Raw genomic sequence first — 15,320 nt, 5'->3', positions numbered from 1 at the left:
ATGAGACTCGGTGTCCTCGACGTGGGGTCGAACACGGTGCATCTGCTCGTGGTCGACGCCCACCCCGGCGCGCGCCCGCTGCCCGCGCACTCGCACAAGGCCGACCTGCGCCTGGCCCAACTCCTCGACCCGGCGGGTGCGATCGGCACGGACGGCGTCGACCGGCTCGTCGCCACCGTGCGCGAGGCGATGGAGGCCGCCGAGGACAAGGGCGTGGAGGAAGTGCTTCCGTTCGCCACCTCCGCGGTGCGCGAGGCCAGCAACGCGGACGAGGTGCTCGCCAGGGTCAGGGACGAGACCGGCGTCGACCTGAAGGTCCTGTCCGGCGCGGAGGAGGCCAAGCTGACCTTCCTCGCCGTACGGCGCTGGTTCGGCTGGTCCGCGGGCAAGCTGCTCGTCCTCGACATCGGCGGCGGCTCCCTGGAGATCGCGTACGGCATCGACGAGGAGCCCGACGCCGCGGTCAGCCTGCCGCTCGGCGCGGGCCGCCTCACCGCCGCCTGGCTCCAGCAGGACCCGCCCGACCCCTCCGACGTGAAGGCGCTGCGGCGGCACGCGCGCGCCCAGATCGCCCGCACCGTGGGGGAGTTCAGCCGGTTCGGCAACCCCGACCACGTGGTGGCCACGTCGAAGACGTTCAAGCAGCTGGCCAGGCTCGCCGGGGCGGCCCGTTCGGCGGAGGGCCTCTACGTACAGCGGGAGCTGAAGCGGAAGTCCCTGGAGGACTGGGTGCCGCAGCTCGCCGCGATGACCGCGCAGGAGCGTGCGGTGCTGCCGGGCGTCTCCGAGGGCCGGGCCGGACAGCTGCTCGCCGGGGCGCTCGTCGCGGAGGGTGCCATGGACCTCTTCGGCGTGGAGTCCGTGGAGATCTGCCCGTGGGCGCTGCGCGAGGGCGTGATCCTGCGCAGGCTGGACCACCTGCCGGCGACGTGAGGCGGGATCACGACGGGAGGCCGGATCACGACGGGGTGCGGCCGGTTCCCGGCGACGTGCGGCCGGATCACGACCGGACGGGACCGGTTTCCGGCGGCGGAGGGCCGTCTTCCGACGACTTGAGGCCACCTCCCCGGCGCCGGGACGCGGCCCGTACGCTGTCCCTCGTGGCAGAACCAGTGGTGCGCATCCCGGATGCGAAGGTCGCCCTGTCGACGGCCTCGGTCTATCCGGAGTCGACGGCGACGGCCTTCGAGATAGCGGCACGCCTGGGCTACGACGGCGTCGAGGTCATGGTCTGGACCGACCCGGTCAGCCAGGACATCGAGGCACTGCGCCGCCTGAGCGACTACCACCACATCCCGATCCTGGCCGTCCACGCGCCGTGTCTGCTGATCACCCAGCGCGTGTGGTCCACCGACCCCTGGGTGAAGCTCCAGCGCGCGAAGGCCGCCGCCGAGAAGCTCGACGCCTCCACGGTGGTCGTCCACCCGCCCTTCCGCTGGCAGCGGCAGTACGCGCGCGACTTCGTCGAGGGCATCTGGCGGATGGCGGACGAGACGGACGTGCGCTTCGCCGTCGAGAACATGTACCCGTGGCGGTACAAGGACCGCGAGATGCTCGCGTACGCGCCCGACTGGGACGTCACCAAGGACGACTACCGGCACTTCACCGTCGACCTCTCGCACACCGCGACCGCCCGTACGGACGCGATGGACATGATCGACCGCATGGGCGACCGGCTCGGCCACATCCACCTCGCCGACGGCAAGGGCTCCGCCAAGGACGAGCACCTGGTGCCCGGACGCGGCACCCAGCCCTGCGCCGAGCTCCTGGAGCGCCTGGCCACCACCGGTTTCGACGGGCACGTCGTCATCGAGGTCAACACGCGGCGCGCGATGTCCAGCGCCGAACGCGAGGCCGATCTCGCCGAGGCGCTCGCCTTCACCCGGCTGCACCTGGCGTCGGCGGTGCGGGTGCCCCGCTCATGACCTCCGGCGACCCCACCGGGCCCGCCGCGGCCCCGCGCCGCCGCGGCCGCCCCTCCCGTACGCAGTCCGAGGCCGGTCCCGCGACCCGCGACCGGATCCTCGAAGCGGCCCGCGAGGAGTTCTCCGAGCGGGGGTACGAGAAGGCCTCCGTGCGCGGCATCGCCAAGGCCGCCGGGGTCGACTCGGCGCTCGTGCACCACTACTTCGGCACGAAGGAACAGGTCTTCGAGGCGGCCATCACGGTCACCTTCGCCCCCGCGCTGGAAGCGCCCGCCGCCATCGAGGAGGGCCCGCTCGACGCGGTCGGCGAGCGGCTGACCCGCTTCATCTTCGGCATCTGGGAGAACCCGGCGACGCGCGCCCCGCTGCTCGCCATCGTGCGCTCCGCGATGAACAACGACACCGCGGCCGCCGTCTTCCGGCGCCTGGTCGCCGCCCAGCTGCTCAGCAGGGTGGCGGGCCGCATCGACCTGCCGGACGCGGAGCTGCGGGCCGAGCTCGCCGCCGCGCAGCTGGTGGGCACGGCCATGCTGCGGTACGTGATCAAGGTCGAGCCGCTGGCGTCGGCGAGCGTGGAGCAGATCGTGGCGCGGGTGGCCCCGGTGGTGCAGGGGCACCTCACCGGGCCCTGAGGCCACGAGCCCTGCCACGCGCGCGGGGTATGGGCCGTCCGCGGTCGACGGGCACCGGCCGCCCGCGGTCGCTCACCGAGACGGCCGTCCCGGCATCCGGACAGGCTGTCCAGATCGTGGAGCGGCGGCGTACGCTCGGCAGCAAGTCTTACCCTGCCGCGAAGGTCCCGTTCCGGGGCCCCTGAAGGAGCGAGCGACGATGCCCGAGCTGAGGTCCCGTACCGTCACCCACGGCCGCAACATGGCGGGCGCCCGCGCCCTTATGCGCGCCTCCGGTGTACCCGGGGCCGACATCGGGCGGAAGCCGATCATCGCGGTCGCCAACTCCTTCACGGAGTTCGTCCCGGGCCACACCCACCTCCAGCCCGTCGGTCGCATCGTCTCCGAGGCGATCCGCGAGGCGGGCGGCATCCCGCGCGAGTTCAACACCATCGCGGTGGACGACGGCATCGCGATGGGCCACGGCGGCATGCTGTACTCCCTGCCGTCGCGCGACCTGATCGCCGACTCGGTCGAGTACATGGTCGAGGCGCACTGCGCGGACGCCCTGATCTGCATCTCCAACTGCGACAAGATCACCCCCGGCATGCTGATGGCGGCCCTGCGCCTCAACATCCCCACGGTCTTCGTCTCCGGCGGTCCGATGGAGGCCGGCAAGGCCACCCTCGTCGACGGCACGGTCCGCAAGCTCGACCTGGTCAACGCGATCAGCGACGCGGTCGACGAGAGCATCTCGGACGAGGACATCCTCCGTATCGAGGAGAACGCCTGTCCGACCTGCGGCTCCTGTTCCGGCATGTTCACCGCCAACTCGATGAACTGCCTGACCGAGGCCATCGGCCTCTCGCTGCCGGGCAACGGCTCGGTGCTCGCCACGCACACCGCCCGCAAGGAGCTCTACGAGCGCGCGGGCCGCACGGTCGTCGACATCACCAAGCGGTACTACGACGGTGACGACGCCTCCCTGCTGCCGCGCAGCATCGCCACCCACGCCGCCTTCGAGAACGCCATGGCCCTCGACATCGCCATGGGCGGCTCCACCAACACGATCCTGCACCTGCTCGCCGCGGCCCGTGAGGCCGAGGTCGACTACGACCTGGGCGACATCGACGCGGTCTCGCGCCGCGTCCCCTGCCTGGCCAAGGTCGCCCCGAACGCCGCGCCCACCACGACGTACTACATGGAGGACGTGCACCGGGCCGGCGGCATCCCCGCCCTCCTGGGCGAGCTCTACCGCGGCGGCCTGCTCAACGAGGACGTGCACACCGTCCACTCGCCCTCCATCAAGGAGTGGCTCGACGCCTGGGACATCCGCTCCGGCTCCGCCTCCGACGAGGCCGTCGAGCTGTGGCACGCGGCGCCCGGCTGCAAGCGCTCCGCCGAGGCCTTCTCGCAGTCCGAGCGCTGGGACACCCTCGACACGGATGCCGCGAACGGCTGCATCCGCGACGTCGCCCACGCCTACTCCAAGGACGGCGGCCTGGGCGTCCTCAAGGGCAACATCGCCGTGGACGGCTGCGTGGTGAAGACCGCGGGCGTCGACGAGTCGATCTGGACGTTCGAGGGCCCCGCGGTCGTCTGCGACTCGCAGGAGGAAGCCGTCGAGAAGATCCTCAACAAGGCGGTGAAGGACGGCGACGTGGTCGTCATCCGCTACGAGGGTCCCAAGGGCGGCCCCGGCATGCAGGAGATGCTCTACCCGACCTCCTTCCTCAAGGGCAGGGGCCTCGGCAAGACCTGCGCCCTGGTCACCGACGGCCGCTTCTCCGGCGGTACGTCGGGTCTCTCGATCGGCCACGCGTCGCCCGAGGCCGCCTCCGGCGGCACGATCGCGCTCGTCGAGGACGGCGACCGGATCCGCATCGACATCCCGAACCGCTCCATCGAACTCCTCGTGCCCGACGCGGAGCTGGCCGCGCGCCGCGAGGCCCTGGGCGGCGTGTACGAGCCCAAGGCGCGCGAGCGCAAGGTCTCCGCGGCGCTGCGCGCGTACGCGGCGATGGCGACGAGCGCCGACAAGGGCGCGGTCAGGGACGTCTCGAAGCTGGGCTGAACCCCTGGGGGGTTCATGGGAACCTCTGTGCGGCGCGGGTGCGTCCTTGGTGTGAGGAACATGCCGAGGGCGGCCCGCGTCGCCCGTTACGGGGGGAGAGCACGGTGAGCGAGAACGTCATCGAGGCGCAGGAAGCGGCCGGGACGGCGGAGGCCGTCGAGACCACGGCGGCCGGGTCCTACCCGATCGTCGCGGACGTCAACGTCCGCTCGGGCCCCGGCACGTCGTACGGCAAGGTCGGCCGCCTCCGCGCCGGTGCCCGCGTCACCATCCAGTGTCAGAAGGCGGGCGAGACGGTCACGGGCCCGACCGGCACGTCGAAGATCTGGGACCGCATCGGCAGCGGCCGCTACGTCTCGGACACGTACGTCCGCACGGGGAGCAACGGGTACGTGGCGCCGCGCTGCTGAGCCGCGCCGACGCGGCGGCGAGCCACCGGGGTCGGTAGGGCTTTGTCGGCCGGACCTCGGTGGCCCGGCCCAGCTCAGCCGGACTTCGGCGGCTTCGTGGCGTCGAAGGCGAACACCGCGTTCTTGGCGGCCGTCACGACCACCATGCGGCCCGCGACGGCGACCCGCGGGCTGGCGTTCGACTCGCCCGCGAGGCCGTCCGCCCGCGGATCCGTCCTCCACAGCGGCGCGCCCCCGCGTGCGGGCAGCGCGACGACCCGGCCGCTGGCCGAGCTGAAGTAGAGCGCCCCGTCGCCGTTCCCGCGGACCGGTCCGGAGACGCCCTCCACGCCGGTCTGCCGGTCCCACTCCTTGCGCCCCGTCGCCGGGTCGAAGGCCGTGACCAGGCCGGTCTGCCCGCTCACGAAGACCCTGCCGTCCGCAAGACCCGGCGTCCCCGGGTACGTCTTCGGCAGCCGCGCGTACGTGACGTTGTGCGAGTCCCGGTCCACCCGCAGCACCCCGTCGTAGCCGACGGACTCCAGCCGCCGTTCGTCCCGGTGCAGGAGGACGAGGCTGTTGCCGCTGGTGCCGACCGGCTGGGCGGGGCCCTTGAGGGCGATGGGGCTGCCGAGCTTCCCCGACGCGAGGTCGACGAGGCGCAGCGTGGAGTGGCGCACCTCGCTCGCGTTCACCTCGGCGGTCGGCGCGCACATCGCGTACAGCCGGGAGCCGGAGGGGACCGGGGCGCACTGCGTGCCCGCGGGGAACGGCTGCCGCCAGTCGACCTCGCCGGTGTGCGCGCGCCGGGCCTCGAAGCGGGTGTTCGACGCGTCGACCGTGACGACCGTCGAGCCGACGACCACGGCGTCCTGGGTACGACCCGTCACCGCCGTCGACTGGGCGCCCGACGGCACCGACCACAGTTCCTTGCCCTTGTCCGCGTCGATGGCGACGACCTCGGTGTTCGGGTCATCCGGCGCGTCCTCGGCCGCGAACCGGTAGCCGAGCACCGTGTCCTCGGTGGCGCCCACCATGTGCATGCCCTGGACCGGCACGCCCGGACTCTTCGCCGTCCAGACGCGGGACCCGTCGGAGGCGCGCAGGCGGGTCGCGACGACCCCGCCGCCCCCGCAGAACACCGCGTCGTCGTGGGCCAGACAGCGCATCTCGTCGGGGATGTCCGCGCGGCCGCCGAGCACCTGCTTCTGCCACGGGTCGAACTTGGCGGGCAGCGCGGCAGATCCGGTCGCCGCGACGTTGCCGCCGTTACCGCCGGGCTCGTCGGACGATCCGGTCCGCATCAGCGCGGCCCCGCCCGCGATCGCGGCCACGGCGACCGCGGCGGCGAGCACGGGACGCCAACGGCGGCGCAGCTGACGGCCGATGAGGGTCCCGGTCTGCGGATGGCCCTCGGATCGAACGGGGCCCGGTTCCGGGGCGCCGGGGGACGGGGTGTCGTCCGCCGACAGATGGTGCTGGGTGTCCGTCTCGCGGGTGGGGCAGCCGCCACCGGCTCCGGCGGGACCGCCGAGGTCGGCGGGCAGGTCCCGCAGCCGTACGAGGAGTTCGTCGGCGGAGGGGCGCTCCTCGGCGTCCTTGGAGAGGCAGGGTTCGACCACCGAGCGCAGCGCGTCCGGGACCGCGCCCAACGAGGGCGGCTCGTGGACCACTTGATACGCCGTCATATAGGGACTGTCGGCGTCGAAGGGGCCCTGGCCCGTCGCCGCGTACACCAGCAGCGTGCCCAGCGAGAAGACGTCGGAGCGCGGCCCGACCCCGCGCGGGGCCTGCAACTGCTCGGGCGACATGAAGGGCGGTGTGCCTATCACCCGCCCCGTCATCGTCAGCGTCTGCTGGTCCGCCGCGCGCGAGATGCCGAAGTCGATGACGCGCGGGCCCTCGGGGGAGAGGACCACGTTCGACGGCTTGAGGTCACGGTGCACGACCCCGGCGCGGTGGATGTCCCGCAGCGCCTCGGTCAGGCCTATCGCCAGCGTGCGCAGCTCGGAGCCGCCGATCGGGCCCTGCTTCGCGATGCGCTGGGCCAGCGTGTGGCCCTCGATGAACGCGGTGGCCATCCACGGGTGCTCGGCCTCGGGATCGGCGTCGATCACGGCCGCGGTGAAGGCGCCGCTGACCCGGCGGGCCGCGGCGATCTCCTGCCGGAAGCGGATCCGGAACTCCTCGTCGTCCGCGAACTGCTGGTGGATCAGCTTGATCGCGACGGGCCGTCCCGACGCCGTACGCGCGAGGAAGACCGTGCCCATGCCGCCCGACCCGAGCCGGGCCTCCAGCGGATAGCCGCCGATCTCCTCCGGGTCTCCTCCACGGAGCGACACTCGCACCAACCTCCCCCATGCTCTCGGGACACGACTTACGCCGCCCAAACTAGCGGCCGGACGGTGTGCTCCCGCAAGGCGGGGGACGAATAGGGCGCGCCTCACCGCCCACTACGCTTCGCCCTCCGCCGGGCGGGGTGCCCGGCGGGCGATAATCAAACGGTGAGCGAAGAATCCACCGGCACCGGCACCGGTACCGCCCCAGGCCCGCAGCCCGAGCCCATCCGCTTCTTCGGGACGACCTGGGTCGCCCACGACAACGGCTACGGAGCCCGCCGCGCCGGCGCCGCCGCCGGCTCGCTGCTGCTCGCGGCCGCGGGCTGCTTCGTGCTGCGCTTCGCCTACGAGGGCCTGGCCATCGCGGACGTCGGCACGTTCGTGAACCTGCTGGTCGTCGTGATGTTCGCGATCTGCAGCGCGATCGCCTTCCGCCGCACCTGGGAGGGCTACACCCGCCGCCACGACCCGGCGTCGGTCGCCTCGATGCGCGGCCTGATGACGATCGGCTTCATCGGCGCCCTCCTCGCCTACTTCTTCCGCTCCTTGAAGGAGGCCCCGGGCGAATCCCTCCACCGCGAGGAATACGAAACGTCCCAGGCCCAGTACAAAAAACGCACGTCCCGCCGCACGGGCAACCCTTCGCGGAAGAAGAGGCGCGAGGGGTGAGGGGCGGAGGCCCTGCGCTGGACGGGTAGCTGAAGCTGAAGCCGAGGGCATCTTCCTGCACGGACGGGGGCGTCGGCCCATGATCGGTCGCTGGAGCCGAGGGCGTTCCTCGCGCCGATGGTGGCACCGACCCTCGACCGGCAGCCGAAGTCGGCGGTAGCTCCCCGCGCCGAGGGCGGCACTCGCCCTCGGCCCGGAGCCGAAGCCGACGGCAGCCCCCGCCGACGGCGGCATCAGTCGAGTCCTTCTGCTTCCCGGCCGAAGCCGACGGCAGCGCTCCCCGCCGACGGCGGCATCAGTCGAGCCTCTGCCTCCCGGCCGGAGGTCGAGCGCCGCTTCCCGGCCGGAGGCCGAGCCGCCGTCTCCCGGCCGAAGCCGACGGCAGCGCTCCCCGCCGACGGCGGCATCAGCCGAGCCTCTGCCTCCCGGCCGGAGGTCGAGCGCCGCTTCCCGGCCGAAGGCCAAGCCCCCGCCCCCCCAGCCGAAGGCCAACCCCTGGATCCCCGCCCCCCACCGGCGTGAGGATGACCCCATGACGTCCGCCTCCGCTTCCGCTTCCGCCCCCGCCCCCAACCCCCGCGCCCACTCCTTCAACGCGGCAGCCGCCCAGTACGCGGCCAACCGGCCCTCCTATCCGCCCGCCCTCCTCGACTCCGTCGAGCGCCTCGCGGGGCGGGCGCTCGTGGGGGCGCGGGTCGTGGATGTCGGGGCGGGTACCGGTATCGCCACCGCCCTGCTCGTGGACCGCGGCGCCGACGTCGTCGCGGTCGAGCCGGGCGACGGCATGGCGGAACAGTTCCGCCGTACGCTCCCCCACGTCCCCGTCGTACGCGGCGACGGCAACGCGCTGCCCCTCGCGGACGGCACCGCCGACCTCATCACGTACGCCCAGGCCTGGCACTGGACCGACCAGGAACGTTCCGTCCCCGAAGCCCTGCGCGTGCTGCGCCCCGGCGGCGCCCTCGCCCTGTGGTGGAACATCACCGACCCCGACACCCCCTGGCTCACGGCGCAGAGCGCACGCATCGCACGCCACCTCGGCATGGACGACGGCACCGGACACAGCGCCGACCGCACCCGGCGCGGCGTCGCCGCCCTGACGACCGCGCTGGAATTCCACCGCGACCGGGTGAGCTGGCGCCGCCGCGTCCCCCTCGACACCCACCTCGCCAACCTCGGCACGCACTCGGCGTTCCTGGTGCTCGGCGCCGAACGCACCGCGGAGTTCGTCGAGGCCGAGCGCGCCGAGCTGCTCAAGGTCTTCCCGGACGCGGTCGTCGAGGAGCGTTACGTGGTGGACCTGCTGGTCGCGATCCGGCCCTCCCCGGACGCCGCGCCCGGTACCGGTACCGGCTCCGGCACGGCAGCCTCCGCCACCGCACCGGACCCCGCGTCCTGATCCACGCCCGCCTCCCGCGTACGAAACCGCCCCCGCCGCTCCGACCAGCTCTCCAGCGCGGCGGCGCAGGCCAGATCGACATGGCGCAGCCCTTCGAGGTCGAGCCGTACGGGCCGGTCGGCGGGCAGCGCCTCCAGCGCGTCGAGCAGCTTCGGCAGCCGCAGGAACGTGGCGTTCCCGATCACCCGTACGGTCAGCCCCGCCGCGCCCCCGTCCTCCGTCTCCACATGGACGTGGCTCATGTCCCACGCCGTCTTGCCGATCGCGACCGCGAGCCCGACCAGGACCCCCTTGAACAGATCCGTCGCCACGATCGACACCGCGGTCACCGCGAGCACCAGCGCCTCACCCCGATGCTCACGCCACAGCGGCCCCAACTCCCGTACGGGAATGAGCTTGCAGCCCGCGTGCACGAGCAGCCCGGCCAGCGCCGCCACCGGGATGAGCCCCAGGGCCGCGGGCAGCACGGCCGCGAAGAGCAGCAGCCAGGCGCCGTGCAGGACCCGGGACGCCTTGGTCCTCGCCCCGGCCCGCACGTTCGCGGCGCTGCGCACGATCACGGCGGTCATCGGCAGCGCGCCGAGCACCCCGCAGACGGTGTTTCCCGCGCCCTGCGCGATCAGCTCCTTGTCGTAGTCCGTGCGCCGCCCTTGATGCAGCCGGTCCACCGCCGCCGCGCTGAACAGCGACTCGGCGGACGCGATCAGCGCGAACGCCAGCACGGTCCCGACCACGCCCACTTCCGTGAGCCGCGCGAAATCCCCCGGGTCCGGCGGCCGTACGGCATCCAGCAGCCCGCGCACCTCGATCCTGCGCACGGGCAGCCCGAACAGCGCCGTGACGGTGGCGGCCAGCGCGACGGCGACCAGGGGGGCGGGCAGGATCCGCGCGGCGGCGCGCCAGCGCGGCCACAGGACGAGCACCAGGACCGTGCCCGCGCCGAGCGCCAGCGCGGCGGGCTCGGCGGCCCCCGCGAGGCCCGCGAACCCGGTGATCTTCCCGCCGGGCCCGGCCGGCGCGGCCAGGTCCCCCATCACGTACAGCTGCCCGGAGACCAGAACGAGCCCGATCCCCGCGAGCATGCCCTGCACCACGGCGGCCGAGACGGCCCGGAACCACCGCCCGAGCCGCAGCGCGCCCAGCGCGATCTGCACCAGTCCCGCGGCGAGCACGAGCACGCCGAGCGCACCGGGCCCGTAGGTGTGCACCGCCTCGTACACGAGCACGGTCAGGCCCGCGGCGGGCCCGCTGACCTGGAGGCTGCTGCCCGGCAGCACACCGGCGACGAGCCCGCCGACGATGCCGGTCACGATGCCGAGCTCGGCGGGCACACCGGATGCCACGGCGACTCCCACGCAGAGCGGGAGCGCGACGAGGAACACGACGAGCGAGGCGGTGAGATCGGCCCGCGAGAGGCGGCGGAAGAGGGACAGGGGTGAGGGGGACAGAGATGAGGGGGGCAGGGGTGAGGGAGACAAGAGGGCACCTCCGGGGTGGTACGCGCGGAGAACGAGCGCGTACGGGAGATGCGTGGGCGTCGAGCGCCGGGGCGGGGGAGGCCCGTGGCACTGAAACCCATTGTCACGTAAGGAAGTTGGCCACGCGGCGCCCCGGCGTTACGGGTGCGTGAACCCGGAAGCGCTGGGGCGCGCGGCGCGGGCGTGGGGGTGCGGCACGGGCGGAGGCGTGCTGCGCGGGGCGCGCGGCGCGGCGCGGACGCGCGGCGCCTTGACGGGTCCGGCGTCGCGGAGGATTATTCATCACATGATGAATAATAAGAGTCCGGCCACCCTGGGGACCCCGCGGCCGCCAGGCGCCACCCCCGAAGACCCCGCCGTCCTCGCCGCGGACCTGACCGTCGTCCGAGGCCCCCGCACGGTCCTGCGCGGCCTCGACTTCACCGTCCCGCGCGGCCAGATCACCGGCCTGCTCGGCCCCTCCGGCTGCGGCAAGTCCACCCTCATGCGCTCGGTCGTCGGCACCCAGGCCAAGGTCACCGGCCGCCTCGACGTTCTCGGCCACCCCGCAGGCGCCCCCGTCCTGCGCTCCCGCATCGGCTACGTCACCCAGGACCCCTCCGTCTACGACGACCTGACCGTCCGCCAGAACCTGGACTACTTCGCCGCCGTCCTCGACCCGGGCAGGTCCGCCGCCGCCCGCCGCCGCGAACACGTCACCCGCGCCATCGACGACGTCGACCTCGCCTCGCACGCCGACTCGCTCGCCGGCCACCTCTCCGGCGGCCAGCGCAGCCGCGTCTCCCTCGCCGTGGCCCTCATCGGCGCCCCCGAACTCCTCGTGCTCGACGAACCGACCGTCGGCCTCGACCCCGTACTCCGGCGCGACCTGTGGAACCTCTTCCACGCCATCGCCGCCGACCGGGGCGCCACCCTCCTCGTCTCCTCCCACGTCATGGACGAGGCCGAACGCTGCCACCGCCTCCTCCTCATGCGCGAGGGCGAGATCCTCGCCGACGACACCCCCGACGCACTGCGCGCCCGCACCGGATCCGAGACGGTCGAGGCCGCCTTCCTCCACCTCGTGGACCAGGCGAACCCCGCCCAGGCGAACACCCGCCACAGCCAGCGCTGAAGAAGACCTGGAGCACCCGATGAACGCCTACCGCACCTTCGCCACCGCAGCCCGCGTCCTGCGCCAGCTCCGCCACGACCCGCGCTCCATCGCCCTGATGATCCTGGTCCCCTGCGTGATGCTGCTGCTCCTGCGCTACGTGTTCGACGGCAGCCCCGGCACCTTCGACTCGATCGGCGCCTCGCTCCTCGGCATCTTCCCGCTCATCACGATGTTCCTGGTCACCTCGATCGCCACCCTGCGCGAACGCACCTCCGGCACCCTCGAATGCCTCCTCGCCATGCCCCTGGCCAAGGGCGACCTCATCGCCGGCTACGCCCTCGCCTTCGGCGCCCTCGCGATCGTCCAGTCCGCCCTCGCCACGGGCCTCGCCCTCTGGGCCCTCGGCCTCGACGTCACCGGATCCGCCTGGCTGCTGCTCCTGGTCGCCCTGCTCGACGCCCTCCTCGGCACCGCGCTCGGCCTCTTCGTCTCGGCCTTCGCCGCCTCCGAGTTCCAGGCCGTCCAGTTCATGCCGGCGGTGATCTTCCCCCAGCTCCTCCTCTGCGGCCTGTTCGCGCCGCGCGCCAGCATGCAGCCGGTCCTCGAATGGATCTCCAACGTCCTCCCCATGTCGTACGCCGTCGACGGCATGAACGAAGTCCTCCACCACCCCGAGGTCACCGGCGACTTCGTCCGCGACGCCGTCATCGTCGCGGCCTGCGCCGTACTCGTCCTCGGCCTGGGCGCCGCCACCCTGCGCCGACGCACCGCCTGACCGGGCCCGGCCCGTCCGCCAGCCGGACGCCGCCGACCCCGCCACCGGACCGGTGCGAGGATGGCCACCGGACGACGCAACCCCGGAGGCCCCCGCTCATGAGCCGCACCACGAGCCAGAAAGTCGCAGTCCTCGGCACCGGCAAGATCGGCGAAGCCCTGCTCAGCGGCATGATCCGCGGCGGCTGGGCCCCCGCAGACCTGCTGGTCACCACCCGCCGCCAGGAACGCGCCGACGAGCTCCGCACCCGCTACGGCGTCACCCCCGTCAGCAACGCCGACGCCGCCAAGCAGGCCGACACCCTGATCCTCGCCTGCAAGCCGCAGGACATGGCCAAGCTGCTCGACGAGCTCGCCCCGCACGTCACCGCCGACCGCCTCGTCATCAGCGCCGCCGCGGGCATCACCACCTCCTTCATCGAAGAGCGTCTGGCCGAGAAGACCCCGGTCGTCCGCGTCATGCCCAACACCCCCGTCCTCGTCGACGAGGGCATGTCCGTCATCTCCGCGGGCAGCCACGCCACCGGCGACGCGCTGACCCACGCCGAGAACATCTTCGGCGCCGTCGGCAAGACGCTGCGGGTCCCCGAGACCCAACAGGACGCCTGCACCGCCCTGTCCGGCTCGGGCCCCGCCTACTTCTACTTCCTGGTCGAAGCCATGACCGACGCGGGCATCCTCCTCGGCCTCCCTCGCGACAAGGCCCACGACCTGATCGTCCAGGCAGCGGTCGGCGCCTCCGTGATGCTCCGCGACAGCGGCGAACACCCGGTGAAGCTCCGCGAGAACGTCACCTCTCCCGCGGGCACCACGATCAACGCCATCCGCGAACTCGAGAACCACGGAGTACGCGCGGCCCTCATCGCGGCCCTGGAAGCCGCGCGGGACCGCAGCAGGGAACTGGCCTCGGGCAACAACGCCTGACCCGACAGCACCCGCCCCGACAGCACCCGCCCCGACAGCACCCGCGCCGGCCTCACCACCAGCGCACGTGCCTACCGGGCCTCGCCCACCGGCGGCAGCAGCCCGATCGTCCGGTAGGCGCGGTCCACCGTCGGCCGGGACATCTCTCTGGCGCGCTCGGCTCCCCTTCGCAACACCTCCTCTACATACGCGGGATCGGCAACCAGCTCCTTGTGTCGCTCCTGTACGGGCCTGAGCAGCTCCACCACGGCCTCGGCGGTGTCCTTTTTCAGTGCGCCGTACGACTCATATACACCGCTCAAGGCTTCTGGGTTCCCACCTTCACAGGCGGCCAGGATCTCCAGCAGGTTCGTGACGCCCGGCTTGGCCTCCCGGTCGTAGGCGACCTCGGTGCCGCTGTCCGTGACGGCGCGCAGGATCTTCCTCCGCACCACGTCGGGCTCGTCGAGGAGATAGACGATCCCGGCACCGGCCTCGTGGGACTTGCCCATCTTCGACGCCGGGTCCTGAAGGTCCATGACCCGCGCCGCCACCGCGGGCGCCGTCGCCCGCGGCACGACGAACGTCTGTCCGTACCGCTGGTTGAACCGCACCGCGAGGTCCCGGGTCAGCTCGACGTGCTGCGTCTGGTCGTCCCCGACCGGCACCTCGTCCGCGCCGTACGCCAGGATGTCCGCCGCCATCAGTACGGGATAGGTCAGCAGGGAGAGCCGCACGCTCCCACCGCGCTCCCGTTCCCGCGCCGACTTCTCCTTGTACTGGATCATCCGCCGCATCTCGCCGTCCGTGGCGACGCACTCCAGCAGATACGAGAGCCTGGCGTGCTCGTCGACGTGGCTCTGTACGAACACGGTGGCGAGCTCGGGATCGATCCCCGACGCGAGCAGCAGCGTCGCCGCCTGCCGGCTGAGCCTGCGCACCCGGCCCGGATCGTGCTCCACGGTCAGCGCGTGCAGATCGACCACGCTGAACAGCGCGTCGGCCTGATGCTGATCGATCTCAGCCCACCGCCGGACGGCTCCCAGGTAGTTCCCCAGGGTCAGGTGCCCGGTGGGCTTGATCCCGCTGAAGATCCGCTTCATCTCTCCGCCTCCTGGTCAGGACCGCCGGCCCGACGGCCGGGCTCCGGGTCCTCCAGGGGGAGAAACACGAACGGCCGCCGAAGCGGCGGCCGTTAGGTGCATGCGCAGGTCCGGCCGCCTTCAGGCGGCCCACCACAGCTGGGTGCGCGCATGCGTTGTCATGCGACCCAGAGTAGCCCTCAGGAACCCCTCCGTCCTGGAGTTGACACTCCCCATGCCGGTACGTAGTGTTCTCCGAGTTGCCCGACGTGAGCGTCGACCACTTGGTCGGTCCCCGGGCGGCCATTCCGCAAGAACCATTCAAGCGAATCGATGTCGTGTTCCCTCAAGGGTCCCGTCCTCGGATTGTTTTCATGCGTATTTGCGAAATGAGGAATCGGCGTTCGAGAGGACGCCCCCGATTAGGTCGGGAGCCGAGATTCCGCTAAAGTCTCACTCGTCGGAACGGCCCAACAGCCGGGAAGGCAACCCCACTTCGACTGGGAATCGGGCCCGAAAGGATCTGATAGAGTCGGACTCGCCGGAAAGGGAAACGCGAAAGCCGAAAGGCCGGAGCGGGA

General features: G+C 72.4%; 13 protein-coding genes. 10 read left to right on the top strand and 3 right to left on the bottom strand.

Annotated features, from left to right (window positions below; translation table 11 throughout):
* The 5 genes from ACIO9J_RS41965 (at nt 1) to ACIO9J_RS41945 (ending at nt 5,020) form a co-directional block, all read left to right on the top strand.
* Nucleotides 1-933, top strand: a complete 933-nt coding sequence (locus ACIO9J_RS41965) for a Ppx/GppA family phosphatase (protein WP_402010840.1) — start codon at nt 1-3, stop codon at nt 931-933.
* Nucleotides 934-1,100: 167 nt separating this feature from the next.
* Complete coding sequence (locus tag ACIO9J_RS41960) at nt 1,101-1,925, top strand: sugar phosphate isomerase/epimerase family protein (RefSeq protein WP_402010838.1); 825 nt, start codon at nt 1,101-1,103, stop codon at nt 1,923-1,925.
* Complete coding sequence (locus ACIO9J_RS41955) at nt 1,922-2,557, top strand: TetR family transcriptional regulator (RefSeq protein ID WP_402010836.1); 636 nt, start codon at nt 1,922-1,924, stop codon at nt 2,555-2,557. The genes ACIO9J_RS41960 and ACIO9J_RS41955 overlap by 4 nt, the downstream gene beginning before the upstream one ends.
* Before the next feature lie 199 nt (nt 2,558-2,756).
* Nucleotides 2,757-4,610: a dihydroxy-acid dehydratase gene (gene ilvD / locus ACIO9J_RS41950; protein WP_402010834.1), complete on the top strand. Its 1,854-nt coding sequence runs from the start codon at nt 2,757-2,759 to the stop codon at nt 4,608-4,610.
* Nucleotides 4,611-4,714: 104 nt separating this feature from the next.
* On the top strand, nt 4,715-5,020 hold the full coding sequence (locus ACIO9J_RS41945; RefSeq protein ID WP_402010832.1) for an SH3 domain-containing protein: 306 nt from the start codon (nt 4,715-4,717) through the stop codon (nt 5,018-5,020).
* A gap of 74 nt (nt 5,021-5,094) precedes the next feature.
* Here ACIO9J_RS41945 and ACIO9J_RS41940 read toward each other — a convergent pair whose 3' ends face one another.
* Complete coding sequence (locus tag ACIO9J_RS41940) at nt 5,095-7,341, bottom strand: protein kinase (protein WP_402010830.1); 2,247 nt, start codon at nt 7,339-7,341, stop codon at nt 5,095-5,097.
* Nucleotides 7,342-7,503: 162 nt separating this feature from the next.
* Here ACIO9J_RS41940 and ACIO9J_RS41935 point away from each other — a divergent pair, with 162 nt between their 5' ends.
* Nucleotides 7,504-8,007 carry an EamA/RhaT family transporter gene (locus ACIO9J_RS41935; protein WP_402010829.1) on the top strand — a complete coding sequence of 168 codons (504 nt, stop codon included), beginning with the start codon at nt 7,504-7,506 and terminating at the stop codon, nt 8,005-8,007.
* Nucleotides 8,008-8,539: 532 nt separating this feature from the next.
* The gene (locus tag ACIO9J_RS41930) at nt 8,540-9,406 is read left to right on the top strand and encodes a class I SAM-dependent methyltransferase (RefSeq protein ID WP_402010827.1); all 867 of its coding nucleotides are present in this window, start codon (nt 8,540-8,542) and stop codon (nt 9,404-9,406) included.
* Here the strand turns inward: ACIO9J_RS41930 and ACIO9J_RS41925 are convergent.
* Nucleotides 9,295-10,839, bottom strand: a complete 1,545-nt coding sequence (locus tag ACIO9J_RS41925; protein ID WP_402010941.1) for a SulP family inorganic anion transporter — start codon at nt 10,837-10,839, stop codon at nt 9,295-9,297. The two genes, ACIO9J_RS41930 and ACIO9J_RS41925, sit on opposite strands and share 112 nt — an antisense overlap.
* Before the next feature lie 331 nt (nt 10,840-11,170).
* Between ACIO9J_RS41925 and ACIO9J_RS41920 the strand changes: the two genes are divergently transcribed.
* The 3 genes from ACIO9J_RS41920 to proC all read left to right on the top strand — a co-directional run bounded on the left by ACIO9J_RS41920 (nt 11,171) and on the right by proC (nt 13,678).
* Nucleotides 11,171-11,998 (top strand): ABC transporter ATP-binding protein, encoded by an 828-nt coding sequence (locus tag ACIO9J_RS41920; RefSeq protein ID WP_402010825.1) that lies wholly within the window; start codon nt 11,171-11,173, stop codon nt 11,996-11,998.
* Nucleotides 11,999-12,017: 19 nt separating this feature from the next.
* Nucleotides 12,018-12,755 (top strand): ABC transporter permease, encoded by a 738-nt coding sequence (locus ACIO9J_RS41915; protein ID WP_402010823.1) that lies wholly within the window; start codon nt 12,018-12,020, stop codon nt 12,753-12,755.
* A gap of 98 nt (nt 12,756-12,853) precedes the next feature.
* Nucleotides 12,854-13,678, top strand: a complete 825-nt coding sequence (gene proC, locus ACIO9J_RS41910; protein WP_402010821.1) for a pyrroline-5-carboxylate reductase — start codon at nt 12,854-12,856, stop codon at nt 13,676-13,678.
* Nucleotides 13,679-13,749: 71 nt separating this feature from the next.
* Here the strand turns inward: proC and trpS are convergent, their stop codons facing one another.
* Nucleotides 13,750-14,760: a tryptophan--tRNA ligase gene (gene trpS, locus ACIO9J_RS41905; protein WP_402010819.1), complete on the bottom strand. Its 1,011-nt coding sequence runs from the start codon at nt 14,758-14,760 to the stop codon at nt 13,750-13,752.
* Nucleotides 14,761-15,320: the final 560 nt, after the last annotated feature.

The organism is Streptomyces sp. NPDC087300 (assembly GCF_044744425.1).
Classification (GTDB): Bacteria; Actinomycetota; Actinomycetes; order Streptomycetales; family Streptomycetaceae; genus Streptomyces.
This window is presented reverse-complemented; position numbering and strand designations above follow the sequence as displayed.

Excerpts from the sequence above, each read along its gene's own strand:
- ACIO9J_RS41965 (WP_402010840.1), top strand. The coding sequence starts at position 1 with ATGAGACTCGGTGTCCTCGACGTGGGGTCGAACACGGTGCATCTGCTC.
- ACIO9J_RS41955 (WP_402010836.1), top strand. The coding sequence starts at position 1,922 with ATGACCTCCGGCGACCCCACCGGGCCCGCCGCGGCCCCGCGCCGCCGC.
- ilvD (WP_402010834.1), top strand. The coding sequence starts at position 2,757 with ATGCCCGAGCTGAGGTCCCGTACCGTCACCCACGGCCGCAACATGGCG.
- ACIO9J_RS41930 (WP_402010827.1), top strand. The coding sequence starts at position 8,540 with ATGACGTCCGCCTCCGCTTCCGCTTCCGCCCCCGCCCCCAACCCCCGC.
- ACIO9J_RS41920 (WP_402010825.1), top strand. The coding sequence starts at position 11,171 with ATGATGAATAATAAGAGTCCGGCCACCCTGGGGACCCCGCGGCCGCCA.
- ACIO9J_RS41915 (WP_402010823.1), top strand. The coding sequence starts at position 12,018 with ATGAACGCCTACCGCACCTTCGCCACCGCAGCCCGCGTCCTGCGCCAG.
- proC (WP_402010821.1), top strand. The coding sequence starts at position 12,854 with ATGAGCCGCACCACGAGCCAGAAAGTCGCAGTCCTCGGCACCGGCAAG.
- trpS (WP_402010819.1), bottom strand. The coding sequence starts at position 14,760 with ATGAAGCGGATCTTCAGCGGGATCAAGCCCACCGGGCACCTGACCCTG.